The sequence below is a fragment of the Pseudomonas sp. AMR01 genome (genome assembly GCF_041946035.1).
GTDB classification, from domain to species: Bacteria; Pseudomonadota; Gammaproteobacteria; order Pseudomonadales; family Pseudomonadaceae; genus Aquipseudomonas; species Aquipseudomonas antarctica_B.
This window is the reverse complement of the sequence record NZ_JAUTYR010000022.1, coordinates 14,149-37,512: the sequence shown is the minus strand read 5'-3', so window position 1 is coordinate 37,512 and position 23,364 is coordinate 14,149. Positions and strand designations below refer to the sequence as shown.

Genomic DNA, 23,364 nt, shown 5'->3' with positions numbered 1-23,364 from the left:
GCGTGACGTGAGAGGCGGCATTGCCTTGAACACATCATTCGCCGTTTGACGGAGGCAATAAATACGCAGAAATGGACAGGATTGTTCTATTCTCAAGCAACAGTCATAGCCAACACCGTCACCAGGGTCGCCCATGGAACTGCTCCAATCGATGCGCTTATTCGCTCGGCTCGCTGAACTCGGCAGCTTCACCAAGGCCGCCGAGTCCCTGGCCATCGGCCGCCCGCACGTTACCCGCGCCATTCAAGAGTTGGAGTCGTCGCTGGGCGTGCGCTTGTTCCAGCGCACCACGCGAAAAGTCACGCTCACCGCTGAAGGCGAGCAGTTCTATGGGCGGGTGCTGGAAATCCTCGGCAACATTGCTGACGCAACCTCCATGTTTGACCCCACCGGGGCGACCCTCAGTGGTCGGCTGCGCGTCGACATCCCGACCGCCTTTGCGCAAATCGAATTCATCGACAGCCTTAAAGCATTCGCCAGCGCTTTTCCAGGCATCAACCTGATACTCGGCGTCACCGACAGAACGGTGGACCTGGTGGGCGAAGGGGTGGACTGCGCACTGCGCATCGGCGATCTACCGGACTCAACGCTGGTTGGGCGGCCCGTGGGCATGGCGACCTTGATCACCTGCGCCGCGCCCGGTTACCTGCAGGCACACGGTGAACCTCAGCGAATAGAGGCGCTGGCGGCGCATCAGGGCGTCAGCTTTCTGTCTGGCCACAGCAACCGGATCCTGCCCTGGCATTTTCGGGTGGACGGCGCGGACCACGTGCATGTCAGTCAGGCCGCCATCACCGTGACCGAATCGCACACCTATGTTCAGTGTGGGGTGGCGGGTTTCGGCATCATTCAAGCGCTGGGCATTTCAGTCAGCCATCACCTGGCCAACGGCGACCTTGTAGAAATCCTGGCGCCCTATCGCCCCGCCCCCAGACCGGTGACGCTGCTATACCCGAGCCGCACCCACATTGCGCCGCAGGTGCAGGCCTTTACGCAGTGGTTGCTGGAGCGCTTTCCACAGATACATGCGCAGTGGCTGGAGCCTTACGCCATCCGTTAGAGGTACTGCCGGATAAAACAGGCCAGGAAGAACAGGCGATCAGTACCCTGTGGCGAGCGGGCTTGCCCCGCGTTGGGCTGCGAAGCAGCCCTAAAAGGAAGAGTGCGGTGAGTCAGGTACTCCTCGGCCGCTGGTTCTGGGGCTGCTTCGCAGCCCAACGCGGGGCAAGCCCGCTCGCCACAGTTTTAGTGTTCGGGTGGGGTTTTACTTTGGGCCGCTTGGCGCGTCGTTTGAAAGGGTATCAACGTGACGGGCCTTCCAGGGCATGCGCTGAAACCAGGACTGCGGCACCGGGTGTACGACGGCCCGCAGCGCCCTGGCGTAATCCATCACCAGGCCTGGGGTCCAGGCCATGGTCAGCGCACGCCTGCGCACTTGCGCTGCGATCCAGAGTTCAGGCATGAACAGGGTGCGCAAACAGTCTCGCCAGCGCTCGCTGCGAAAGGCCAGCGCGCCATCCAGCGATGCCTCGAGCGCGTAAGCGACGGTGCTGGAACAGTTGCGGTAGGTGAGGTTGTAGCGGTTGTCGAGGCTGTAGTTCATCCAGAAATGCTCAAGGGCACTGCTGTTGTAGTGGTGAAACAGTATCTTGCGGTCCGACTCACACCAATCGGCCGCTTCTGTAGCGTAGTCAGGCTGAAAGGTACCCGGCACATCATTGTCCCGGGTGGCCTTGAGTATCCGGAAGAACTCCGAAGGCGAGCGGTCGATATCGGCGGCAGGGTACAGGCTGATATAGATCGAGGGCTGCAACTCAAGGGCTGCGTGCCCAGTGGAAATCACGCCCTGGCTGTCCACTGCGGCGATGTAGCGGTTGATGATCGGTCGCGGCACCGGCGTATTTTCTGCTGTGCCCTCCGGCGTCCAGATATGCACAACCAAAGGCTCATGGCTTGGCGGGTTGGCAGCTACCGTGACGAGTTCCGGTTTGACCGCCGACTTTATAGTGAGGCTCATGACCGGTGCGCGGGGCGTCAGCAGCTCAAACGAGGACGTGCCACGCACCAGTAAACTGGCGCGCCTGGCCACTCGCAGGGCACTGATGCCGCTGACGATCATCAATGACCCGATGAAAAACGACACCGTTGACTGGTAGCCCACCGGGTAAGGCGTGAACAGCAACAGGGCGAAGATCACCTTGGCACTGCCGGTGACCACTGAAAAGCGCCAATGCGGGTACCTGACGACAAACGCCGACGTGATCACCAGCAAGCCAAAAATGAAGTAGGAGAAGCCGAAAATAATCGCCAGTAACAGGTTGCTGTAGGTCTTGTTGGCCAGAATCAACAGCGACACGAAGAAGCACACGCCGCCCTTGAAAAACAGCACGGCCTTTTGCGCACCGATACCGCTTGATGCGACGCTCAGTGTGATCAGGCTTTCCAACAGCAGCAGAATGCCGAACGCCTTCATCGGGAAATACAACACCCCGTCCATGCCGTCGATCAGCACGCCCGCGCCCATTACGCCCCACAGCAAACCCAGGCCACCGATGAATTTGGCCCTGGAGCGGACGAATTCTGCGCCAAACAGCAGCAATGCGATTTGAATCATGAGTTGTTTCCCTGGTACCAAGGTTGCCAATCGAAGTGCTGCAACATCATTCGTAGTGACTGATCTGCCAGTTGCCCACGATCACCTCACCGCTGGAATCTGCAATCAGGCCCGGCGTGTTGTCGCAGATAACCCGAGTATCCGAACCCTGCGCGGTGATGCGAAACGTCAGCGAGGCGCCGCCCTGCCTGCGCTGTTGAGTGGACCAATGTTGTCGAAGTTTTTCCTGGTCATTGGGATCTACGCGTTCAAGCACGTCATTGATGGTCGACAACACCGGCGCGTCGATGCCCAGCACCTCACGCAGGTTGTCGTCCCAGTAAATCTCGCCAGACACGGGGTGCAATCGATACATCACCCCCTCACCCGCCGCCCGGCCGGTGTCCAGGTCGTAGCGCCGCGCTGACTTGGCCAGCACCCGCAGAAAAACCAGCAACAAGGCTGTCGCGCACAGGTAGCACTGGGCTAACAACAGTGGTTCACCGGGGTTCAGCCCCTTGAGGAAAAACGGCCCTTGCCCCATGTCGGTGTGATGAATCACCAGAATCGCCAGCGTCAGCAACGCCAGCGTCGCCCCTCGCCCGCCCCAGGTGACCGAAACAACCACGCAAAAGATGATCGGAATACACGCCAGCGCAAAGTTCATGGCAGACCCGGCCGAGTCGGTAATACTGGACTTTAACCACGGAGAATCGACGCCAAAGATAAACCAGGCGCTCAGGCACATCAGGAAAAAGGCGATCACTCCGCTGAGCCTGGCCAGCCACCCGGTGCGATAGATATTCAGATCGACATGCAGCAGGCTCATGATCGCAATCGTGCTGAAAATAACCCCGGTGATGTTGGCGATCCAGATCACCCACAGCAGGCGCTGCAGCGGCACGTCGCGCGCAAGCGACAGCCAGACGCCGATCAGTGCAGCTTGCAATGCACACACCACCACGGTGGCAATTATCCACAGCACAATGGCGTGCAAATCGTCATTGGGCCGGGCAAAGCGGCGCACCAGCCAGGCAATGCAGAGGGCAGCACTCAGGGCCAGGACGGAATGCACCAGTGTGGAGGCCCAGTCGTGTCGCCACAGGTATTCCAGAACGATTCGCGTGGTCAGCAGCACCACAAACAGCAGTGGCCAACGCGAACGTTGCGAGATGAGGAACGCCGAAACGGCCACGCCCGCCGGGAACCACACCACGGCCACCTGGGAAACAGGGTCATCGAACTCAAGTGAAATAAGGCCTGTCACGTAATAGGCCAGCGCCCACATCAATAAGGTGGCGGCTTGCAATAGAGCCCTGCGTAGGATCACGACGTTTTTTTCCAATTCAATAATAAGGATGCTGAGGGTTCACGCCTGAGGGGGCGTGTGTGTGGGCTGTTTGTGCCTCACGGCAAACAGCGTGAACAGTGCGCACAGTGCGGCGGTGAGCAAGGGCAAACCGTGGAGGCCCAATTGCATCGAGACGCCGGCCAATACCGGCCCCAACAGCGCGCCAATGCCCCAGGCAACCGACAGTGCGCTGTAAACCCCGACCAGTTCGGTGCCGCTGAAACGCTCACCGACCTGCGTAACCACCACCGTATAAATCCCGACAAACACACCGCCCCACACGAACAACAGCCCATACGAAAGCCAGCGCTGCGTCAGTGCCAACGGCCAGATCAGCGCGCCTACCGCTGAAAGCGCCGACAGCACGATGATCAGGCGACGGCGGTCCATGCGGTCGGCGAGCCAGCCAATCGGCAACTGCAAAACAATCGCGCCACACAACAGCATAGACAGCAACCACGTGGCCTGCTGCACCGGCCAGCCCACGTTGATCGCGTAAATCACCAGCATGTTCATGCCGGCGCTTTCCAGGGCGCCGTTCAGTGCAGCCGCCACCAGGGCAAGCAGTGCGATGCGCACATACAGTGTGAGCGGGCGGCCCTTTTCGTGGGCAATCGGGCGGCCATCGGTTTTGATCCCGAGCAGTGAAAGGCCGGCGAGCAGTGTAATCAAACTGCCGACAAGAAAGGCAGCCGACGACGCATTGCCCACCCAGGACAGAATGAACGGCCCCAGGGCAAACCCCAACGACAGGCTGGCCACATACATCGCCATGGTTTTTGCCCGCGCCTGCTCCACCGTGGTGTGGTTCAGCCAGGTTTCCGACACCACCATGATGATTTCGCTGAACAGCCCAAGGCCCAGGCGTAGTAAAAACCAGGCTTCGATGGGAACGAAAGGGAATGCAGCCAACAACACCACCAGCGCGCCCAGCGAAAACCCTAACAACAGGCTGGGGCTGAACCGACGGCACAGCATCGGCAGAAAAGGCGCGATGGCAAAGACACCCACCGCATGCATCGCGGCGTTGATGCCAACGTACATCTCGCTGAAGCCCGCAGTGGTCAACTTGATTGCAATCAAGGGCGCGCTCAAACCGTAGCTCAATCCAAAAATCATCACGGTCAGGGTAATGAGCAGCTTGTTACGGTTATCCATCAGAATTTTCATCGGCGTCCTTGTTTTGGTGAGTGCCAGGCGTCAGTCATTGACCCGTATTCAAGGGGTGCGGCGTTGATACCGAACTATAAGGCACCGGCTTCGGTTTTTCCTAAGCAGGCATCAACCCGGTTTGTCTGATGCACCGTGGGCGAACAATATTGTTTTGCAGAACGAGTACATGTCCTACAGTAAGCCCTGAAACAGAAAAGTCCGAGGCCACAGCGCCTTGCTCCTTTGCCTACGCGTGCGTCAGAATCCGCCGGCTTGTGCGCTGGAGTGGGCGTCTCTAAGGTTGCCCGGTCGCTGAATACTCAGTGATCGGGTTTAGTAGCCCGGGGTTATTCCAGTCAGTGCATGAGCTTCATCTGTAGGACGTTCTCGTCCGTGCTTGATGGTAGCTGTGTGCAGGGCGTCTTCGGGCGCGCCGGCTTTCTTGGAATTCCCCGGTCTACTAACCTGCGCACAGCTGCCACCCCTTTGTTTAGTAGCTCAGAGGTGGCGGCCCTCAAGTGGGAAATTCCAAGTATGTGCAAAGTAACGCCCAACCCGCCTCCACCACCCGGCTTGTTCAGCGTCGCCGCCGACGCCAGCAGCGAAACCCTGATCGCCAACAGCTATGAAACCTTTTCTTCGGTAACCGCGTTGTTGCTCGACCTGTCGGAGGATTTGACGGGCAAGCAACGCGATGTGGCGTTGGCGATTCACCAGTTGAGTGAGCTGGGGGTTTTGTTGATAGATAAGCTGATGGATCGAGAGGTCTCGGTAGCGCAAAGCTGACATTTCAACGCTGTTAGCCGCAAACCGCCGAATCGTTTAAATTTCGTCCGGACGATTCGGTGGTTTTCGACGGTTTTCTTGCTTGAGCGTTCAGGCGTTCCGTGCCGCCTAACCCAGCTATATCAAACGCATCGATAAAACACCTGGACCAGCGACGCGTCTCCTCTCTTCTCTAGAGTATTGCTCCCTCAAAATTCGCCTCACTAAACGTGAAAAATCTGAATGAAATGCTTTCGTGCTCAACCTCTCTCAGTTCATACCGAATCCTGTCGAGCCCCTCGTTGATTCGGGTAACTTCGAGGGACATAAATTGGGTCAGCCCACCCCCAAACCCACTCAGATTGAGTGAGCTGACATCCTGAAAAAGTATCGTCACACCCTCCACATCCGAAATGTTGGCGCATAGCGTTAGCGCCAGATCGTATTTGAAGTCGTCGAATCGTATGTTGATCGAAATAACACAGTCATGCGCTTGCAGGCACTCGTTCAAGCGATCAAGCCTTTCCATGCACGTGCCCTTCCCGGCGGACCAAATCGGCAAATACTGCATGCAGTTTTTCAGTGGCTTGCACTGAAAGGCTCGCCGTAAAGCGCTGAAGCTCCGCTTCAGCAGCATCGGGCTTGCCATTCATGGCCAGTACAAACGCGTAGGCCAGCGGGTGTTGCAGGTAGTTGTAAAACCCCACCCCGCCGGACGACAGATGTTGCTTCACCTGTTCAAACGCTTGAGGCAGATCTGATACCGCGCGAGCACTGCACCAGAAGGTTTCAGCCTTCGCCACGGCGGCTCCCAAAATGCGCGGGGCATCGCGCGAAATCACTTCGGGCCCGTACATATAGGAAATGTCCATCGCTCGATCGCGCACGTCCCACGTCAGATCAAGTCGCGCCGATTTGGGCGTTCTGTGCCATTTGATTTGATTGCCGGAAAGATGTGGAACGAAATCCAGCGACAACCCCCACGCAGGCGCCAGCGCGCCACCCTTCCACTGCTTTAGGCAAAAAATCTGGCGAATCGGCGCATCCTCACTGCGTAGCCACGTCAGAGGCGCTTGCACCTCAAAACCCAGAGGCTGCAAAAATGGCTCTACAACGGGCGCAATGATCTCGTGGATCTGGTCTATCCGGACAATGGAAAAGGTTGGGGCTTGCATCATGCTTCCTTGATTAATTGGACAAAAGGGAGTCGATACCTCACTTCCACCAGCGACACCCCGCCCCTCTCAAGCGTGCGCTCACTGCCTGTTTCCTCACTGCATCCTGCCCTGCGATAAAACTGAATAGCCCGTTCATTGCCGGCCAAAACCCAAAGCGTCAAACATTCATAACCCTGCTCCCTCAACCACTGCAAGCCTGCATTCCACAATGCCAGACCCGTACCCGTGTGCCAGTATTCCGCTAATACATAGATGGCCATGACCTCGCCTATATTGCCCTCGGCAACATCGCTATCCCGGCTGGCGCCAACTGATATCCAACCCACAACCTGCTCATTCAGTTCAGCCACCCATACGTTTAGCTCACCCGCTTCAATCGTGCGCATCCAAAAGGCTTCCCGCTGAGCCAGCGTCGCGTTCAGCGAGTTCAAATAGTCGGCAGGCATGAGGTCGCGATACGCTTGTTGCCAACTGCTGACATGCACTTGGGCAATGGCTTTGGCGTCGGAGGGTAATGCGTGACGGATCATCGAAGTATTCCTTCTTCGGACACGGAGTGCTTGCTGGAGATGTACCGTCATAGCATCCCAATCTGACGTATCGATGAACAGACCCCAACGCCGTGCAGACGCAAAAAAGCCCAACGCGAGGTTGGGCTTTTTACGAGACTGATTTTCCAGGCGCCTGGCTTAACGGCCCTACTGTCAACCGCGCTTTGGCAGCTTCCAGTTCGGCCGAATGAAGTGGCAGGTATACCCATTCGGTATGCGCTCCAGATAATCCTGATGCTCCGGCTCCGCTTCCCAAAATGGCCCCGCCGGTTCGATCTCGGTCACCACGCGGCCCGGCCACAGCTCCGACTCATCGACGTCGGCAGCGGTGTCTTTAGCAATGTCGCGCTGCTGTTCGCTCAGGTAATAAATCGCCGAACGGTAACCCGGCCCTAGATCATTGCCCTGACGGTTAGGCGTGCTGGGATCGTGTATCTGGAAGAAAAACTCAAGAATCTGCCGGTACGTGATCACGGCCGGGTCAAACACGATTTCAATCGCTTCGGCATGGTTGCCGTGGTTACGGTAGGTGGCATTCGGCACGTCGCCGCCGGTGTAGCCGACGCGCGTGTGCAGCACGCCGGGGTAGCGGCGCAACAGGTCTTGCATGCCCCAGAAGCAGCCGCCGGCGAGGATGGCGGTTTCGGTTGAGTTGGTCATGGTCAGTCACCTCAGTGGATACAGGTGTAGTTATGGGGCCGGGTTGGCGGATACCAAGGTGGGCATGCCGCCTATCTTCGCTATGCTGCTTCACTTTGCACACGATGAGGGGTTCGCCACGCTATGAAGCTGGATCGCACGAAGGCGTTGATTCACGGCCAGATCAATCGGGACGATCCCATTGAGAGTCTCATCCACGTACTTGAAGCCGCTATTGAGCTGATTTCGCTCCCCGACAACGACTTCTGCTGGTCCAGCTGGGAGAACGAAGCTCACGCAACGTCAGAGTTAGTTGGCTTGCTCAGCACACTCAAGTCTGGCGGCTTGCCTGAAAAGATGAGCCTAGCGGTGCTGTTTGCCGCAACCGGCCCGCTGCAAGAGGTGAGCCTGAGCAGCGGCTGGGCGGACGTTTTCTTGAAGGTGGCGGATAAATACGACGAAGTTGAAGCATTGCTGTGGTGAGTAAGAGAATCGGGACCTCTCCTCGATTCTCCTCCTAAGAAAAGCTTGATGCGCTCAGGCAACGTTTCAGTCGCGCATCAACCTCTCCGGTTTATCGACGATCAAGGGAATAACGCCCCGCTCCGGTCACGCTGAGCAGCAAAAGCCCGCCGATGATGCTCATGTTCTTGAAGAACTGAACCGTGTTGGCCGATTTGGCCGGTTCGACCATGTTCCAGAAATGGTGGCCGATGATCGCTGTACCCAATACGAACAAGGCCATCAACAACGCCAGCGGCCGTGTGTAGAAACCGATCAGCAGCAGGATGCCCACACCAAATTCCATAAGCACAGCCACCGACGCGGCGATGGAAGGCAGCGGTGCGCCGATGGAGGTGAAGTACTCGACGGTGCCGCTGAACCCGGTGAGTTTGCCCCAGCCGGAGGTCACGAACAGCAACATCAGCAGGATGCGGGCAATCAGGATGATCAGGTCGCGTTGACGCTCGAACAGGGTGTATCGCATGGCTTCGCTCTCTTTAGGGGGTGGGTTTGTGATTGGCAGTTGTTCAACCTTAGTCAATTCCACTCGCTCGCAGCACCTACTTTCGTTCGCGCGGGGGGGATGCGCTCGCTTCGAATTTCAAGGCATGATGCGCCGACACATAATCAAGGACGATAATAACAGTGAAAAACGCCCTCACCGCCCTGCTTTTGCTGGCCCTGGCCACGCCTGCAATTGCTGCAGAAAGCCCCATCGGTTTTCGCACCGAGACCCTTCACGATGCGCAACACAACAACCCACTGGAACTGGTGGTGTGGTACCCGGCTAAAACGACTGCCAAACCCGAGTTGATTGCTGACACCGTGGTCTTTATCGGCGCCCTCGGAGTGCCCGATGCACCGCCAGCGGCAGGCGCGCATCCCTTGGTTGTGCTGTCTCACGGTTACGGTGGCAACTGGGGCAAACAGGTGTGGTTGGCCAGTGCATTGGCGCATAAAGGCTACATCGTGGCGGCGGTTAACCACCCGGGCACCACCACCAAAAACCGCGAACCGCAGGCCGCCGCGCAGGTATGGAAACGCCCTGCCGACCTGAGCCGCGCGATTGATGCGGTGCTGGCGCAGCCGAAGCAATTTGGCGCGGTTGAGAAACAGCGGATTGCCGTGATTGGCCACTCCCTCGGCGGCTGGACCGCGCTGGAAATCGCCGGCGCCCGCTTCGACCCCGACCTGTTCAGCCGCGACTGCGATGCACACCCTAAGTTGGGTGGCTGCATTGCCTACCATGAGATGAACCCTGCCGGAACACCCGCCTTGAAGGCTCACTTGGCCGCCGACTTGAGCGACAAGCGCGTCACCGCCATTGTGTCGTTGGACCTCGGCTTGTCACGCGGCTTCACCGACGCCAGCCTGGCCAAACTGCCGGTACCGGCGTTGGTGATTGCCGGCGGCGCACCCTCGGAGGATATGCCTGCCGAACTGGAATCTGCCGACTTGGCCAGGCGGTTGCCCAAAGCGTCGACGACTTACGTGGCTATCAGCGACGCCAACCACTTCAGCTTTATGCCGATATGCAAGCCAGGGGCGATTGCGTTGATTGAAGAGGGTTCGCCAGGGGACGGCATGATTTGCCGGGATGGCGAAGGCGCGCGGCCACGGGAGGTGATTCAGCAACAGGTGATCGGGTTGATTTCGGAGTTTTTGGCGAAGTAGTTCAGGCTCAGTGTGGGAACTGGGTTGCCTGCGAAGACGGCGGCACTGTCAGCAGCGGTATCGTCTGTTACACCGCCATCGCAGGCAAGCCAGCTCCCACAGGGGACTTGCAGTGTTTGTTAAAGCACCACCGGCAGGGCCATCGTGCCGAACACTTTCTTGCCAGCGATGCAGTGCTACTGTGGGAGCTGGCTTGCCTGCGAAGACGGCGGTACTGCCAACAGAAATACCGCCTGACCCACTCCGCCAGCCCGTTTCAAGCAAACGCCGAAACACTAACCGCGCCCAACCCCTCAACCAGCGCCTCCACCACCACCCGAACCTTTGGCAGCGCCACGCAGCCGGCGCACTACATTTTTTACCTGCTGGTGCTGTTCGTCCTGGCCGGAGGGCTGTTGTATTTCCTCGGTGTTTCATTGGCTGGCGGAGTCACAACTGCCGCTGACTAAGCAGGGTTCTGACGCGGTTTATTAAGCTGATATCATTCAGGCCATTAACCGCTGAGTAGCCACCCATGAATCGCCAAAAGAAACTGAAGCAGCTCTTCAAGGCCAAAGCCAAAAAGGCCAGCGCCAAACTGGCACCGAAAAACAAAGACATCTACATCAGCAAAGCCGACCGCCTGAAACTGGCGGCCGAGGCCACGCCAGGTTCAGCCGAAACCGGCGACACGCCCATCTGAAGGCGTGCCCTTCTCGTATTTGCCCCAGATACGCCGCAAATGACGCGCCGACCCAAACCCTGCGCGTTCGGCCACCGCCTCCATGTCCAGGTTCGACTCCGCCAATAACGCTCGGGCCACCGCCAACCGCAGCCGGTGCAGGTAATCGAGGGGGCTGACACCCACATGTTCCTGGAATAACCGCGCCAGGTGGCGGCTGCTGGTGTAGGCCAGGTCTGCCATGCGCGTGACGGTCCAGGCATCACCGGGGTTTGCTGCGACGGCGTCCTGCACTCGATGCACCGCCGGATGCAAATGGTCACGGCCCCACGTCCAGGGCGACAACTGCGGGTCGGCACCGCTGCGGCGCATGTACACCACCATGTCCCGCGCCACGGCGCTGGCCAGCCGTGGCCCGGCCAGTTCGGCGACCAGGTGCAGCATCAAATCGATACCTGCCGTGATCCCGGCGCTGCAACTGATCGGGCCGTCGGTGACGTACAGGCGGTTTTCCAGCACCTTCGCCTTGGGCGCCATGGCCTGCAACGTCTCGCACAGCGCATGGTGCGTGGTGCATTGGCGACCATCGAGCAGCCCCGCCCGCGCGGCGGTCAATGCACCGGCGCACACGCACACCAGCCGTTCGCCCGAAGGTGCGAAGACAGTTTGCAGCCACTGCACCAGCGTATTACTCGCCGATTCAAATGCCCGCTGCCGTGCTTTCGTCACCTTCGCCGTGGAGCCCACCAACACCACCAGCGTGCCGGGCGCGAGGTTCTGTGGCAGCGCCGCCAAACCGCTGAGGGGCAAGCCGATGGACGTTTGCAGCGCCGCCACGGGGCTGGCGTATTGCAAGTCGAAATCCACCGCCGCCGGGTCCTCGATTTGCGCGGCCAGGCGCAGCACTTCCGCTGGGCCGGCGAGGTCCAGCATCAGCACATTGGGCAATAAGACGAACAGCACCGGCACGCTCACGGGTTCAACTCTCCAGGGCTTGGGCGACAGTGAGGATACGGGCAAAACGCTCCTCCAGAACCAGCTCGGTGCGCTCGCGAATCTCGGCCGGGCTGTAAACCCGGCCACTGCGCGCGTGGGTCATCGCAAAGGTCAGCGTGGCTTCGCTGACGAAGTCCACGGCAAAGCCGCTGTCCGAGGCCTGGCGCGTGGTGGTTTCGCAGCACTGTTCGGTACGGATGCCGCTGATGATCAGCGACGTGACGCCCATCTCGGTAAGCCGCGCGGCCAGGGGCGTGCCGGCGAAGGCGCTGTGGTAGCGCTTGTGAATGATCAGGTCGGGGTTGATCGATAATTCGCTCAAGGCCCTGACGTTACCCGATGCCATGGAAAAATGCCCCTGCTCCTCAACATGGAAAACTTGTACCACCGGGATGCCCTGTTGAACACACCCGTCGATCAGGGCTTGCTGTTTTTCCAGGTAACCCGGCAGGTCATTTTCAGACCAATAGGTGGAATGGCGAAAGGAATGCTGGGCATCGATAACGATCAAGGCTTTGCGCTGCATGGTGAGTCCTCTTGGCGTGCCTGTGGAAGGCTGATGCACGCCATGCTAAGGACAATACCGCATCGCTGACAGACACACGCCGGACCACTTGAGGACGTATTCGGACATCGTCCTTCAGCGCCGAAGGTCGCCCTGTGAGGTTTCCCGCAAGGTGATCAAGGCCACCAATGCGCACACCGCCGCGCCGGCCATGAAGAACCCCGGCACCAGCAAATTGCCGGTGGAACCAATCAATGAGGTGACGATGTAAGGCGTAATGCCGCCGCCCAAAATCGCCCCCAGGTTGATGCTGATGGCCATGCCGGTGTAGCGAACGCGGGTTGGAAACTGCTCGGCGTAGGTGGGGTAGCCCGCGGACTGAATGACCGGCATCGGCAACGTCGCCACAAAAAACGCGATGACCGCAATCAACAGGCTGCTGTTGTTCATCAACACCATCATCGGAATCACCAGCACCGCGTAACCGACAAAGCCGATGGCCAAGGCCTTCTTGCGCCCGATGCGATCGGACAAGCCGCCCCAGAACGGCATCATCGCCGCCATGCACAGGCTGATCCCGGCTATTACCCAATAGATTTTGGATTTTTCGAAGTGCAGGTAGGTGGTCAGGTAAATGTTCATGAACACCAGGCCGATGTAGTAACCGGCGTTCTGCGCGAAGGCGAACACCACCACGCGCAGCACCGCAGGCAGGTTCTGGGTCAGCACCTCGCGGACCGGTGCAGTGGGCGGTTTTTCCACGGCAAGAAAGGCTTTGAACTCAGGCGTTTCTTCAACGTTGTGACGCATGATGCAAGAGAAGATCACCAAGGGAATGGCGAGGAAAAACGGAATACGCCACGCCCAGGCTTGCAGCTGCTCGGCATCGGCCATCCCTGTAGTGATGCCGCAGATAATCGCCGCCATCGAACCGCCAATCGCCACACCGACCGGGGTGAATGCACCATAAAAGCCGCGTCGGCCTTTGGGCGATGACTCGGCCAGAAACGCCGCCGCGCCGATGACTTCACCGCCGGCGAAAAAGCCCTGGATCAGCCGAATCAGCACCAGCAGGATCGGCGCGACAATGCCCACTTGGGCGGACGTCGGTAACAGCCCGATGGCCGCCGTTGCGGTGCCCATGCCGATCACCGTGCTCAACAACACGCTGCGCCGGCCTATGCGGTCCGCCAGGCGCCCGAGCAAAATACCGCCCAGCGGCCGAATCAAAAACGCACTGCCAAACACCGCGAGGGTCGCCAGCAATGCGGCAGCGGCGTTGTCACTGGGAAAGAACAAAGGCGCGATAATCGTCGCCATAAAGCCGTACACACCGAACTCGTAATACTCCACCGCCGTGCCGGTGGCAGCGGCGATTGCCGCGCGCCTGGCGATTTTGGTGGTGCTGTTTTGAGCCGTTGTGGCCTGCGTATCGAAACTGGCTGCCGGGGCCGCCGTAGATAAAACTCGAGACATAAACACCTTCCACTCTGACCGCTGGTCATTTGAGTTATTGAGGTGGAGTGTTCCACCCAGAAGTAACCCCATCGGGAACCGAGAGGCTTTAATGCTCGACAGTAAGAAAGGTGTAAGGGGGCTGGTTCATGTAGCGCTCCTGTTTTTATTATTGGGTAGCGACGGTGTGTGTTTTAGTGGGCCGTCTCCAGTCGTTTGAGCGTGCGTGCGCGGGCCACCAACAGCTGCTGCGCCGTGCGCACGTCAATCAGTGAAAATCGCACTTCATCGCCCGGCATCAGTTGCGCCAGCCTGGGCAAATCCACACTCGCCACTTGGGCGATGCGGGGGTAGCCGCCGGTGGTTTGCCGGTCGGCCATCAATACGATCGGCTGGCCGCCAGCGGGCACTTGCACGGTGCCAAACGCCACGCTTTGCGACAGCAGTTGGGTGGGCTCGGTCAGGTCCAGGGCAGCGCCGTCCAAGCGGTAACCCATGCGGTCCGAGGCGGCGGTCATCTGGTAGGGCTCGTTGAGAAAGTCATGCCGGGCGGTATCGCTGAAGTCGGCCCATTCGCGCCCTTGCAGCACGCGCACTGTCACAGGCTGGCTGGGCGCGGCGTATAGCAACCCGGCAGGGATGTTCAAGCGCGGCGGGTTGGCAAACGACGAGCTGATCGGGATCACGTCACCGGCTTTCAACGCCCGGCCATGGAGCCCGCCAAAGCTGCCTCGGCTGTAGGTGCTGCAGCTGTTCATCACCGGGTCGAGCAGGTAACCGCCGCTGACGGCCAGGTAAGCACGCGCACCGTATTCGCGTTTTTCGAAACGCAGCGTGGCACCCGGCTTAACCAGGGCCGAATGGCCCGGTTTCAGCGCCACCCCGTTCAAACTTGCACCCAGGTCGGCGCCGGCCAAGGCGATCAATGCCCGGGCTTGAAAGCACAGCTGCGGGCCTTGAATAGTCATTTCCAATGTAGCCGCGCTGATCGGGTTGCCGACCAACAGGTTCGCCAGCGCATGGGCGTCGGGATCCATCGCACCGTTGACCGGCACACCCCAGTGCTGGAAGCCTGTGCGGCCGGTGTCTTGAAACGACGAAAACAGCCCGGGCCGGATCACCTTGACGGTCATGGCAGCGCTCCCGCCATCAGCGCGAACTCACGGGCCGTGATCGGCACAAAACGGATTTGATCGCCCCCGGTGAGCAGGCAAGGCGGCTCATTGGCGGGAGAAAACATCGTTAACGGCGTACGCCCGACAATGTTCCAGCCGCCGGGCAAATCAGAGGGGTAAATAACGCTCTGACAGTTGGCCAGGCCCACACTGCCTTTGTTGACCAACGTGCGCGGCACAGCCCGACGCGCCAGCTTCAGCGCGGGTTCGTGCATGCCAATGTAGGGATGGCCCGGCGCAAAACCCACCATTAACACGTCGACCCACTGCGCAGTGTGTACGGCAACCACTTCGCCTGGGGTCATGCCACAGGCGGTGGCGATATCCAGCAGATCGGGCGCGTAGTCGCCCTCGTAGCACACTGGAATTTCAAGGCGCCTGGGCGTTGTGCGTGGCGCGGTTTGCAGCCGTGTCAGGGCCTTGTCGAGCAGCTCGACAACCGCGTCATAAGGCACTGAGTCGGGAGACCGCGTTGCGAAGATAGCCGGGGAATAATGCACGCCCACCGACACCATCGCGGGGATGACATCGGTGACGCCGGTGAGAGAACCCTGCGCCAACCGCTCATGCAGGGCCGCGCTGAACGCCACCGCGCGGCGGTTGGCCTGCGCACTGAACAGCGTGGCAAACACCACCACGATGCAGCTGTCGCCGCACGGCTCGAACCGCCAGGACGGCTCGGCTCGCACCGGATTACGGGCATCACAGTTAACGTCAGACATAACGTCGTTTCTCGCAGGCGGCAGCCATCAAGATCCGCCCGGTCAGGCTTCACCTATTGTTAACGCCGTCGCTCTGCTGGCGACGGTCGCGCAGGTCACACTTACTTGGCGAACAGTTGGCTCATGTCCTTGAACGCCTTGAACTCCAGGGCGTTGCCACACGGGTCAAACAGAAACATGGTGGCTTGTTCGCCGACCTGGCCCTGGAAGCGGATGTAGGGTTCGATCACGAACTGGGTCTTACGGGCGCGCAGCCGGTCGGCCAACGCTTCCCATTGATCCCACTGCAGGATGATGCCGAAATGCGGGACCGGCACGTCGTGGCCGTCGACCGGGTTGGAGTGCACCGACGCCTGGGATTCAGTCTTGGGGTGTTCGTGGATAACCAGCTGGTGGCCGTAGAAATCGAAGTCCACCCACTGCGCGCTGGAGCGGCCTTCGCAGAGGCCAAACACGTCGCCATAAAAGTGGCGAGCGGCGGCGAGGTCGTAGACGGGAATAGCTAGATGAAAGGGCGAAAGGCTCACGGCGGTTACCTGCAAGTTCTGTTGTTTAGAACTCGATTCTTCACCAGAACCCTTAGCGGATAAAGCGCATATCCTTCGCCCTGAGCCTCAATAATTTCGATGCTTGCGCGCTATTTCGGCGCACTCAGCACTTGCATGACGCACGACCTGAACAACGCGAAGAGCGGCAATTGACGCTGGGTGTACTTGGTCAGCAAGACGATTTCGCGATAGAAGGTGAGCGCGTCCAATCGCAAAACCCGCACGTCGCTGCCGTGTTCCAGCCACAAACCTGCCAGGGGCACCAGAGACACCCCGAGGCCACTGCGGACCATCTTGACGATGGCGTCCAGTTCGTCGAGCTCAAGGGCTTGCTGAGTCTGGATCTTCTGTTCCTTGAGAAACTGGGTCACCTGACGCCCGCCAAACGAGCCCCGGTCGTAACGCACGAAGGGCTGTTCGCGCAGGATCTGCAACGGGTCATCGCCCTCCACGTCCTTGGCGGTGATCAGCACAAACGGCTCGCGCGCGATGACTTCAATATTCAGGTCTTTAGGCAGGTTGAACGGCGGGTGGATCATGATCGCCAGGTCCAGCTCCCCGGCATCCACCTGGCTGAGCAGGTTCAGTGACACGCCGGGCACCAGGCTCACCTCGATAAACGGCGCGCGCCGCTTCAGGGCTACCAGCGCCTGGGGCAGGATGCCGGTTTGCACGCTGCCGATGGCGCCGATACGCAGGGAGCCGTGGAAGTTGTTGGCGCTGTCGGGGGCGCCCATGCGCGAGAAAATATCGAGGATTTCTTCCGCCATCGGCACCGCCCGCTGCCCTGCCGAATTGAGCGTGGCCGAGCGGCCGGTGCGGTCGAACAGCTTGACCCCCAGCGCGTCCTCAAGGTGTTTGATTTGCGCGCTCACCGCCGATTGCGTCAGCCCGACCTGCTGCCCGGCGGCGGCAAAGGTGCCGCGCCGGGCGGCGGATACAAAGGTTCTTAACTCTCGAATCATCCTGGCACCTTACCGCTAGAGGTTTAACCGCTCAGCAACCGCTCAATGCCACCTGCGGCCGCTCGCCCGCAAAGAACAATGGCCGCAAGCGCACGCCCACGCCGTTGCCGATAAATGCTGCTACCAGCCACACCCAGCCATGCAGGCTGCCCGAAGCGATGCCGCTGAAATACGCGCCGATGTTGCAACCATAGGCCAGGCGCGAGCCGTAACCCAACAGCAGGCCGCCGATCACCGCCGCCACCAGCGAGCGCGGCGGAATTTTCAGGCTTGGCGCAAAACGTCCGGCCAGGCCTGCGGCCAACAGCGCGCCGAGGATGATGCCCACGTCCATGACGCTGGTGATGTCTTCCCACACCGGCGCGGCCAGGGCCTTGGCGTTGCCCGGCATTTGCCAGAACGCCCAACTGGCAACGTCCACACCCAGGCCGCTCGCCACTTTGGCGCCCCACAGCGCGAATGCCGAAGTGATGCCCCATGGGCGCCCGGCCAATGCCAGCGTGGCGTAGTTGAGCAGGGCCAGGCCAATCGCGCCCCACACCAGCGGCCACGGCCCGCGCAGGAAACGGCGCAGGCCGATGTGTTCGCTGGTCACGCCTGCTTCGAGCTGGCCATGGCGGCGCTTTTCGAGGCGAACAGTGACGAATGCAATCAAGGCAAACACGGCCAGGCTCAAGACCAGCGCCGGTATTACGCCGAAACTTTTGACGATGGACACCGCCGGGAATGCCGGCAGTGCGAACCACCAATCCACATGGTGGGTGGCGATCAATGAACCGCAGATGAAGAAGAACAACGTCACCAGCATGCGCGCATTGCCGCCGCCTACGGTGAACAGGGTGCCTGACGCACAACCGCCGCCCAGCTGCATGCCGATGCCGAAAATGAACGCACCGAAGACCACCGAGACCCCGGCAGGCGCCACCAGACCGACGACGGGTTGGCCGAACAATGTGCCCGCACCCAGAGCCGGGAAAAACAGCACGACCGCCACCGCGAGCATGACCATCTGCGCACGCAGGCCGGCGCCACGACGGTCGTTGAGGAAGACGCGCCAAGCGGAGGTGAAGCCGAACGCGGCGTGGTAGAGGGTCAGGCCCAGCGCGGCGCCGACCACCAGTAACAGCACCTGGCGTGAGCCGACGGTGTTTTGCAGGAACAGCGCGCCGAGCACCAGGATGATGAAAGCCAACAGCGGCGCGGCCGGCTTGCGCGTGGGGGTGATGGGGACAGTGGTGCTCATGGGGGATCCGCTTGGTTTGAATGGGGTTGATTGCGAGGGGGTTGAGTATAAACGGGCGTTGAGGTGTAGGTATCGACACCTGTTTTTAATGGGCTGGGTTTTTGCGTATAGATTCGTGGTTTGGGCGACGTCTGATAGGGGTTCGGCTCTTACGGCCAGCCCTTTCAAGGTATTAGGTAGAACAGGCGATTAGTACCCCGTGGCGAGCGGGCTTGCCCCGCGTTGGGCTGCGAAGCGGCCCCAAAACCAGCGGCCGAGGAGTATCTGACTCACCGCATTCTTCCTTTTTAGGGTCGCTTCGCAACCCAACTCGGGGCAAGCCCGCTCGCCACAGGGGTACTAATCGCCTGTCCTAACTAAAGACCTTGAAAGGCTCAACAGTGTGTAGAGGTATTGAAGGCTTACTCGGTCAAAACTGTGGGAGCGGGCTTGCTCGCGAAGGCGGTGGGTCAGTTGATGGATGAGTTGGCTGACCCACCGCCTTCGCGAGCAAGCCCGCTCCCACAGTTGATTTTCATACATCAGGAAGAATGCGACCTGCTTCAGAAAAAAACAGCGCCTTTTGATCAAACCACTCAGCCCGCCATGCTGTAGATTTTGATCTGAGGCGCCCCGCCGATTTTGAACGCAACGATTGAGGAAATAGCATGGCTGTCACCTCGCTGGACGCAACCACCGCCCTGATCATCGCAGACCTGCAACACGCGCTCCCCGTCATCGAATTGCTCAACCACCGGGAGGCATGAAACCGCTATGAGTTTCCTCGGCACCTTCCGCTCCCTGCGCAGCCGCAATTACCGCATCTGGGCAGCCGGGGCGCTGGTCTCCAACGTCGGCACCTGGATGCAACGCACCGCCCAGGATTGGCTGGTGCTCACCCAACTCACGCCGAACAACGCAGCCGCCGTCGATTGGGCGGCACGCCCCTCGGCGCGCCCATCGTCGGCTGGGTTGCCGACCACCTCGGCCCGCGTTGGGCATTGGTGGTCGGCGCGGTGTCGGGCATCCTCGCCGTGGGCGTGGCGGTCTGGACGATCAAGCGTCAGCTGGATAAGCCGCGGGTGATCAAGACCGACCCACCGAGCCTGTGACCGGGAGATTGCCGAGCAATTTGAGCCCGGTGGTCTTCACAAAAGTCGCGTAGTCCATCGGCCGTTCGATGCGCGTTTCCGCGTTGGGCAGCACGTAGGCCCACGCACGCTTGGACGAGGCGTCGTACACCAGTTTGAACAGGCGCGTGGGCACCCACACCTTGTTGTCGCCGATGGTGCCGTAGCCCGCATCAAACAGCGGGCCAGTGAATACAAACACGTCGCCGCCGGCACGCACGGCAAACTTGCGCACGTCCGCCTCGACCTTGCTCCAGATCTTGCGGTTGTTGACGGGGTCCTGGGGCACCATGTTCGACAGCGCGAACGATTGCGCCATGGCGTGGGCGTTCGGTGCATCGGCGGCTGGGGATTGATGGCCACGGTCCACGGCCGGGTGTTGGGCGTGGTAGTCGCTCAACTCTGCACGGGCGCCTTTAGGGATGCGCGGGTCGGCGTAAAACTGGTTGGTGCGTTCTTCGCCTTTGGCGTCTTTCAACTGCGCGGCGTTGAGGCGTTCAACCACCACCAGCGGGGTTTTGCTGGTTTGCGAATAGAGCACCGCGAAAGTGTCCGAGCACAGGGCCAGGGGTTTCATGGCGGAGGGCACGGTAGCCGTATTGATCGGTGTCGAGGCCGGGAACAGGTCGGCGCAGCTGTCGAACGAAAGCTGCTTTTCTTGCCGGGAGTAGAGGTCGGGGAGATTGCGCGCGGCGGCCCCGGTGGAGAGCAAAACAAGGGCCGACAGCCCGAGTGCGATTTTGCGTAGGTGCATGCATGACTTCTTTGGCGGGAGTGAGGCGACAGGCTCCGGCAAGCGGAGCCAAGTGAATGATAGTGCGAGGGTTATTGACCGGACCGAGTCACATTAGTGCCCGGCAGCGGCGGGTTTTCCTGCACTGCGCGCACCCGGTTTGAACCCCTTGGCATGCGCGCCCCAGGCGATCAAAAACGCCACGGCAATCAGCAGCAACATGGCCCACGGAAACGACGCAGCGCCCCAGGTTTCAAGCAGTACACCGCCCGCCACGCCACTGGCGGCAATCGCGCTGTTCCAGGCCACCACATTCAGCGACAACGCCACGTCCGCGCCGTCACCCGCTGCGTCTGCCAATGCGGTTTGCAACAAGGTGGCCGCGCCGCCAAAGCTCAAACCCCACACGGCCACGCCGAGGTAAATCACCTGCGGCACAGTGCCCAGCAACCCGAATAGCACACTCACCAGCGCGAACATCGCCAGGCTCATCAGCACCGTTTTGCGTAACAACGGTTCGACCAGCCTGGCGGTTACCCAAATGCCTGCCAACGCAGCAACCCCGAACACCAACAGCACCGCATCGACACGCTCAGCCAAGCCGGCCGACGCCACGAACGGCGCGATGTAGGTATAGAGAATGTTGTGCGCCAGCATCCAGCTGATCACCACCGCAAGCACCGGCCGCACGCCAGGCGTGGTCAGCACTTCGCCCAACGACACACGCTGATGCGCAGCCTGGGGCGGATAGTCCGGGACTTTCACCAGCACCCACACAATCAGTACCAGGGTCAGTGCCGACATGATGCCGAACGTGGTGCGCCAGCCCACCAGCCCGCCCAGCCACGTCCCCAGCGGTACGCCAAGCGACAGCGCAATCGGCGTGCCGACCATCGCCAACGCCAGCGCCCTGCCCTGTTGATGCGGCGCGACCATGCGCCGGGCGTAACCGGCGAGCAGGCTCCAGGCCAATCCCGCTGCCACTCCGGCAAAAAAGCGCGCCACCAGGGTCACGCCATAGTGGGACGACAATGCTGTGATGGAGTTGAACAGCAGAAAGCCGACGATGGTCAGCAACAGCACATTACGCCGACGCCAGCCACGGGTGGCGATGGTCATCGGGATCACCGCCAGCACCGAACCCAAGGCGTAAGCCGTGACCATCTGCCCGGCCATCGACGGCGAAATCGCCAGGCCTTCGCTGATCAATGGCAACAGCCCGGCGGGCAAGGTTTCGGTGACGATGCAGATGAAGCCGGTCATGGCCAGGGCCAGCAAGGCGCCAATGGGCAAGCGGTCGGACGACGCAGATAAGCTTAGGGAAGGTGTCACGGGAATCTCCTTGGGACGACTTAAATACTGATCGATACAAATGTTGCGTGTTCGCACGGTGCGTTGTCAACGACTTATGTATCGACTAGTATTTATCTCGAATTCCACAGGAGTGTTCACATGGCACAAATGGGCCGACCGCGTAATTTTGATCGCGACCAGGCGGTGGAACAGGCCATGCACCTGTTCTGGCAACACGGCTACGACGCCACGTCCCTCGCCCAGCTCAAGGCTGGCCTGGGCGGCGGCATCTCGGCGCCGAGTTTTTACGCGGCCTTTGGCTCCAAGGAAGCCTTGTTCGATGAGTGCGTGCAGCGCTACCTCGCGACCTACGCCCAAGTCACCGAATGCCTGTGGGATGAAAGCCTGCCACCGCGTCAGGCCATCGACACCGCGCTGCGCCAGTCGGCGCGCATGCAATGCGACAACGCCCATCCCAAGGGCTGCATGGTGACCCTGGGCGTGATGAGCGCACCGAGCCCGGAGAACGCGCGGGTGGCGGACGCGTTGACCCAATCGCGATTGCGCACGCGGGCCGGGATCGTGGCGTGTGTGGAGCGTGCGGTGAGTGCCGGCGAGTTGCCCGCCACGCTTGACCCGCAGGTGATGGCAACGGTGTTTGATAGTTTCCTGCAGGGGATTTCGATTCTGGCGCGGGACAACACGCCGTTTGAAACCCTTGATGCAGCGATCAGTCAGCTCCTGCTGACGTGGACAGTGGCCCCCATTGCTCCCGACACCCCAGCAAAAAATCCACACACGCCCTGACCCGATGGCGCACCCGACATGCTGGCGAACAGCTTGAGGCTGCCAAAAAGTGGCCACTGTGGACGACCTGCAAAAACGTGCAAAAAAAAGGCGCTCCGAAGAGCGCCTCTTGTACTGTGACTCAGTGCTCGGTGATTGATTTCACCTGCGCCTTCGTATCACCGCCAATGGCGATGCGTTTTGGCTTGGCCTCCTCCGGTACCACTCTGAGCAAATCGATGCTCAGCAACCCGTTGGAAAGCTGGGCGCCCGTCACTTCAATGTGGTCAACCAGACGGAACGACAGCCGGAATGCGCGCTGAGCAATTCCCTGGTGCAGGTACGTAACGCCTTCATCGTGCTCGCGCTTTCCACCGGCGACCGTCAACACACCTTTTTCAACCTGAATGTCCAGGTCATCCTCTACCAGGCCTGCGGCCGCAATGACGATTCGGTAATGGTCATCACCGCGTTTTTCGACATTGTGAGGAGGATAAGTCGTACCGGCCTCGCTGCGGAGCGCCGATTCGAACAGGTCGTTAAAACGATCAAAGCCAACAGAGTGGCGGAACAGTGGAGCCAAAGAAAGAGTAGTAGCCATTGCGAAATCTCCTGAGTGTTCTCCAAGTGATTCAAGACGCGACCCGTGTTCGGCATCGCGTAAACCCTAAGTAAGTTCAGGAGAAAAGATTTCAAGAGCCGTCAAAAAAAATTTTTACACTCAGGTTTGCATCACCCACGTGCGGGCCTCTGGAGGCAGTTGTTC

26 protein-coding genes are annotated in these 23,364 nt (G+C 60.0%); 8 read left to right on the top strand and 18 right to left on the bottom strand.

The features are described from left to right. Nucleotides 1-133 precede the first annotated feature (133 nt). A complete protein-coding gene (locus Q7C20_RS18685) occupies nucleotides 134-1,060 on the top strand; it encodes a LysR family transcriptional regulator (protein WP_375069362.1) in 927 nt (308 codons plus the stop codon). Nucleotides 1,061-1,264: 204 nt separating this feature from the next. Here Q7C20_RS18685 and Q7C20_RS18680 read toward each other — a convergent pair whose 3' ends face one another. Genes Q7C20_RS18680 through Q7C20_RS18670 form a run of 3 tightly spaced genes read right to left on the bottom strand, consistent with a single transcriptional unit; the run spans nucleotide 1,265 to nucleotide 5,114 of the window. Beyond that, entirely contained in the window at nucleotides 1,265-2,614 is a 1,350-nt protein-coding gene (locus Q7C20_RS18680; RefSeq protein WP_348058185.1) for a hypothetical protein, read from the bottom strand. Nucleotides 2,615-2,660: 46 nt separating this feature from the next. Then, nucleotides 2,661-3,923, bottom strand: a complete 1,263-nt coding sequence (locus tag Q7C20_RS18675; protein ID WP_375069359.1) for an MASE1 domain-containing protein — start codon at nucleotides 3,921-3,923, stop codon at nucleotides 2,661-2,663. A 39-nt stretch (nucleotides 3,924-3,962) separates the two neighbouring features. Next, entirely contained in the window at nucleotides 3,963-5,114 is a 1,152-nt protein-coding gene (locus Q7C20_RS18670) for an MFS transporter (RefSeq protein ID WP_375069357.1), read from the bottom strand. A gap of 516 nt (nucleotides 5,115-5,630) precedes the next feature. Here Q7C20_RS18670 and Q7C20_RS18665 point away from each other — a divergent pair. After that, complete coding sequence (locus tag Q7C20_RS18665; RefSeq protein WP_375069355.1) at nucleotides 5,631-5,882, top strand: DUF6124 family protein; 252 nt, start codon at nucleotides 5,631-5,633, stop codon at nucleotides 5,880-5,882. A gap of 494 nt (nucleotides 5,883-6,376) precedes the next feature. On the opposite strand, the gene Q7C20_RS18660 is transcribed toward Q7C20_RS18665, so the two are convergent. The 3 genes from Q7C20_RS18660 to msrA all read right to left on the bottom strand — a co-directional run bounded on the left by Q7C20_RS18660 (nucleotide 6,377) and on the right by msrA (nucleotide 8,250). Next, a complete protein-coding gene (locus Q7C20_RS18660; protein WP_375069353.1) occupies nucleotides 6,377-7,036 on the bottom strand; it encodes a hypothetical protein in 660 nt (219 codons plus the stop codon). Then, complete coding sequence (locus Q7C20_RS18655; RefSeq protein WP_375069352.1) at nucleotides 7,036-7,569, bottom strand: GNAT family N-acetyltransferase; 534 nt, start codon at nucleotides 7,567-7,569, stop codon at nucleotides 7,036-7,038. Before Q7C20_RS18655 ends, Q7C20_RS18660 begins: the two co-directional genes overlap by 1 nt. 174 nt (nucleotides 7,570-7,743) lie before the next feature. After that, entirely contained in the window at nucleotides 7,744-8,250 is a 507-nt protein-coding gene (gene msrA, locus Q7C20_RS18650; protein WP_375069350.1) for a peptide-methionine (S)-S-oxide reductase MsrA, read from the bottom strand. Nucleotides 8,251-8,373: 123 nt separating this feature from the next. Between msrA and Q7C20_RS18645 the strand changes: the two genes are divergently transcribed. Next, nucleotides 8,374-8,712 (top strand): hypothetical protein, encoded by a 339-nt coding sequence (locus Q7C20_RS18645; RefSeq protein WP_375069348.1) that lies wholly within the window; start codon nucleotides 8,374-8,376, stop codon nucleotides 8,710-8,712. Between the two features lie 91 nt (nucleotides 8,713-8,803). On the opposite strand, the gene Q7C20_RS18640 is transcribed toward Q7C20_RS18645, so the two are convergent. Next, nucleotides 8,804-9,217 carry a DoxX family protein gene (locus Q7C20_RS18640; RefSeq protein WP_348058199.1) on the bottom strand — a complete coding sequence of 138 codons (414 nt, stop codon included), beginning with the start codon at nucleotides 9,215-9,217 and terminating at the stop codon, nucleotides 8,804-8,806. Between the two features lie 161 nt (nucleotides 9,218-9,378). Between Q7C20_RS18640 and Q7C20_RS18635 the strand changes: the two genes are divergently transcribed. The 3 genes from Q7C20_RS18635 to Q7C20_RS18625 all read left to right on the top strand — a co-directional run bounded on the left by Q7C20_RS18635 (nucleotide 9,379) and on the right by Q7C20_RS18625 (nucleotide 11,089). Next, the gene (locus Q7C20_RS18635; RefSeq protein WP_375069347.1) at nucleotides 9,379-10,407 is read left to right on the top strand and encodes an alpha/beta hydrolase family protein; all 1,029 of its coding nucleotides are present in this window, start codon (nucleotides 9,379-9,381) and stop codon (nucleotides 10,405-10,407) included. A gap of 116 nt (nucleotides 10,408-10,523) precedes the next feature. Continuing rightward, nucleotides 10,524-10,856: a hypothetical protein gene (locus tag Q7C20_RS18630; protein WP_375069345.1), complete on the top strand. Its 333-nt coding sequence runs from the start codon at nucleotides 10,524-10,526 to the stop codon at nucleotides 10,854-10,856. A gap of 65 nt (nucleotides 10,857-10,921) precedes the next feature. Continuing rightward, nucleotides 10,922-11,089 carry a DUF2986 domain-containing protein gene (locus Q7C20_RS18625; RefSeq protein WP_375069344.1) on the top strand — a complete coding sequence of 56 codons (168 nt, stop codon included), beginning with the start codon at nucleotides 10,922-10,924 and terminating at the stop codon, nucleotides 11,087-11,089. Here Q7C20_RS18625 and Q7C20_RS18620 read toward each other — a convergent pair. The 8 genes from Q7C20_RS18620 to Q7C20_RS18585 all read right to left on the bottom strand — a co-directional run bounded on the left by Q7C20_RS18620 (nucleotide 11,060) and on the right by Q7C20_RS18585 (nucleotide 18,677). Beyond that, the gene (locus tag Q7C20_RS18620; protein ID WP_375069343.1) at nucleotides 11,060-12,043 is read right to left on the bottom strand and encodes a GlxA family transcriptional regulator; all 984 of its coding nucleotides are present in this window, start codon (nucleotides 12,041-12,043) and stop codon (nucleotides 11,060-11,062) included. The genes Q7C20_RS18625 and Q7C20_RS18620 overlap by 30 nt on opposite strands. Before the next feature lie 4 nt (nucleotides 12,044-12,047). Further along, nucleotides 12,048-12,590, bottom strand: a complete 543-nt coding sequence (locus Q7C20_RS18615) for a cysteine hydrolase family protein (RefSeq protein WP_375069342.1) — start codon at nucleotides 12,588-12,590, stop codon at nucleotides 12,048-12,050. Between the two features lie 114 nt (nucleotides 12,591-12,704). Then, a complete protein-coding gene (locus Q7C20_RS18610; protein ID WP_375069340.1) occupies nucleotides 12,705-14,045 on the bottom strand; it encodes an MFS transporter in 1,341 nt (446 codons plus the stop codon). 173 nt (nucleotides 14,046-14,218) lie between these two features. Continuing rightward, complete coding sequence (locus tag Q7C20_RS18605) at nucleotides 14,219-15,157, bottom strand: biotin-dependent carboxyltransferase family protein (protein WP_375069338.1); 939 nt, start codon at nucleotides 15,155-15,157, stop codon at nucleotides 14,219-14,221. Beyond that, nucleotides 15,154-15,921 (bottom strand): 5-oxoprolinase subunit PxpB, encoded by a 768-nt coding sequence (gene pxpB / locus Q7C20_RS18600; protein ID WP_375069336.1) that lies wholly within the window; start codon nucleotides 15,919-15,921, stop codon nucleotides 15,154-15,156. The genes Q7C20_RS18605 and pxpB overlap by 4 nt, the downstream gene beginning before the upstream one ends. A gap of 101 nt (nucleotides 15,922-16,022) precedes the next feature. Beyond that, the gene (locus Q7C20_RS18595; RefSeq protein WP_375069334.1) at nucleotides 16,023-16,448 is read right to left on the bottom strand and encodes a VOC family protein; all 426 of its coding nucleotides are present in this window, start codon (nucleotides 16,446-16,448) and stop codon (nucleotides 16,023-16,025) included. Nucleotides 16,449-16,558: 110 nt separating this feature from the next. Continuing rightward, complete coding sequence (locus Q7C20_RS18590) at nucleotides 16,559-17,434, bottom strand: LysR family transcriptional regulator (RefSeq protein WP_375069332.1); 876 nt, start codon at nucleotides 17,432-17,434, stop codon at nucleotides 16,559-16,561. 31 nt (nucleotides 17,435-17,465) lie between these two features. After that, complete coding sequence (locus Q7C20_RS18585) at nucleotides 17,466-18,677, bottom strand: YeeE/YedE family protein (protein ID WP_375069330.1); 1,212 nt, start codon at nucleotides 18,675-18,677, stop codon at nucleotides 17,466-17,468. Nucleotides 18,678-19,540: 863 nt separating this feature from the next. Here Q7C20_RS18585 and Q7C20_RS18580 point away from each other — a divergent pair. Then, nucleotides 19,541-19,768: a hypothetical protein gene (locus tag Q7C20_RS18580; protein WP_375069328.1), complete on the top strand. Its 228-nt coding sequence runs from the start codon at nucleotides 19,541-19,543 to the stop codon at nucleotides 19,766-19,768. On the opposite strand, the gene Q7C20_RS18575 is transcribed toward Q7C20_RS18580, so the two are convergent. Together Q7C20_RS18575 and Q7C20_RS18570 are read right to left on the bottom strand one after the other, a co-directional pair. Then, complete coding sequence (locus Q7C20_RS18575) at nucleotides 19,743-20,540, bottom strand: DNA/RNA non-specific endonuclease (protein WP_375069326.1); 798 nt, start codon at nucleotides 20,538-20,540, stop codon at nucleotides 19,743-19,745. The two genes, Q7C20_RS18580 and Q7C20_RS18575, sit on opposite strands and share 26 nt — an antisense overlap. 93 nt (nucleotides 20,541-20,633) lie before the next feature. Beyond that, nucleotides 20,634-21,851 carry an MFS transporter gene (locus Q7C20_RS18570; protein WP_375069324.1) on the bottom strand — a complete coding sequence of 406 codons (1,218 nt, stop codon included), beginning with the start codon at nucleotides 21,849-21,851 and terminating at the stop codon, nucleotides 20,634-20,636. Nucleotides 21,852-21,971: 120 nt separating this feature from the next. On the opposite strand from Q7C20_RS18570, the gene Q7C20_RS18565 reads away from it, so the two are divergent. Then, nucleotides 21,972-22,619, top strand: a complete 648-nt coding sequence (locus Q7C20_RS18565) for a TetR/AcrR family transcriptional regulator (RefSeq protein ID WP_375069323.1) — start codon at nucleotides 21,972-21,974, stop codon at nucleotides 22,617-22,619. A 121-nt stretch (nucleotides 22,620-22,740) separates the two neighbouring features. On the opposite strand, the gene Q7C20_RS18560 is transcribed toward Q7C20_RS18565, so the two are convergent. Further along, nucleotides 22,741-23,199: an Hsp20 family protein gene (locus Q7C20_RS18560; protein WP_348062291.1), complete on the bottom strand. Its 459-nt coding sequence runs from the start codon at nucleotides 23,197-23,199 to the stop codon at nucleotides 22,741-22,743. Nucleotides 23,200-23,364: the final 165 nt, after the last annotated feature.

What these genes read in the sequence shown, in the direction of transcription:
- Q7C20_RS18615 (WP_375069342.1), bottom strand. Translation starts at nt 12,590, where the DNA reads ATGCAGCGCAAAGCCTTGATCGTTATCGATGCCCAGCATTCCTTTCGC.
- Q7C20_RS18685 (WP_375069362.1), top strand. Translation starts at nt 134, where the DNA reads ATGGAACTGCTCCAATCGATGCGCTTATTCGCTCGGCTCGCTGAACTC.
- Q7C20_RS18655 (WP_375069352.1), bottom strand. Translation starts at nt 7,569, where the DNA reads ATGATCCGTCACGCATTACCCTCCGACGCCAAAGCCATTGCCCAAGTG.
- Q7C20_RS18645 (WP_375069348.1), top strand. Translation starts at nt 8,374, where the DNA reads ATGAAGCTGGATCGCACGAAGGCGTTGATTCACGGCCAGATCAATCGG.
- pxpB (WP_375069336.1), bottom strand. Translation starts at nt 15,921, where the DNA reads ATGTCTGACGTTAACTGTGATGCCCGTAATCCGGTGCGAGCCGAGCCG.
- Q7C20_RS18640 (WP_348058199.1), bottom strand. Translation starts at nt 9,217, where the DNA reads ATGCGATACACCCTGTTCGAGCGTCAACGCGACCTGATCATCCTGATT.
- Q7C20_RS18660 (WP_375069353.1), bottom strand. Translation starts at nt 7,036, where the DNA reads ATGCAAGCCCCAACCTTTTCCATTGTCCGGATAGACCAGATCCACGAG.
- Q7C20_RS18680 (WP_348058185.1), bottom strand. Translation starts at nt 2,614, where the DNA reads ATGATTCAAATCGCATTGCTGCTGTTTGGCGCAGAATTCGTCCGCTCC.
- Q7C20_RS18665 (WP_375069355.1), top strand. Translation starts at nt 5,631, where the DNA reads ATGTGCAAAGTAACGCCCAACCCGCCTCCACCACCCGGCTTGTTCAGC.
- Q7C20_RS18560 (WP_348062291.1), bottom strand. Translation starts at nt 23,199, where the DNA reads ATGGCTACTACTCTTTCTTTGGCTCCACTGTTCCGCCACTCTGTTGGC.
- Q7C20_RS18590 (WP_375069332.1), bottom strand. Translation starts at nt 17,434, where the DNA reads ATGATTCGAGAGTTAAGAACCTTTGTATCCGCCGCCCGGCGCGGCACC.
- Q7C20_RS18575 (WP_375069326.1), bottom strand. Translation starts at nt 20,540, where the DNA reads ATGCACCTACGCAAAATCGCACTCGGGCTGTCGGCCCTTGTTTTGCTC.
- Q7C20_RS18670 (WP_375069357.1), bottom strand. Translation starts at nt 5,114, where the DNA reads ATGAAAATTCTGATGGATAACCGTAACAAGCTGCTCATTACCCTGACC.
- Q7C20_RS18585 (WP_375069330.1), bottom strand. Translation starts at nt 18,677, where the DNA reads ATGAGCACCACTGTCCCCATCACCCCCACGCGCAAGCCGGCCGCGCCG.
- Q7C20_RS18610 (WP_375069340.1), bottom strand. Translation starts at nt 14,045, where the DNA reads ATGTCTCGAGTTTTATCTACGGCGGCCCCGGCAGCCAGTTTCGATACG.
- Q7C20_RS18605 (WP_375069338.1), bottom strand. Translation starts at nt 15,157, where the DNA reads ATGACCGTCAAGGTGATCCGGCCCGGGCTGTTTTCGTCGTTTCAAGAC.
- Q7C20_RS18565 (WP_375069323.1), top strand. Translation starts at nt 21,972, where the DNA reads ATGGCACAAATGGGCCGACCGCGTAATTTTGATCGCGACCAGGCGGTG.
- Q7C20_RS18625 (WP_375069344.1), top strand. Translation starts at nt 10,922, where the DNA reads ATGAATCGCCAAAAGAAACTGAAGCAGCTCTTCAAGGCCAAAGCCAAA.
- msrA (WP_375069350.1), bottom strand. Translation starts at nt 8,250, where the DNA reads ATGACCAACTCAACCGAAACCGCCATCCTCGCCGGCGGCTGCTTCTGG.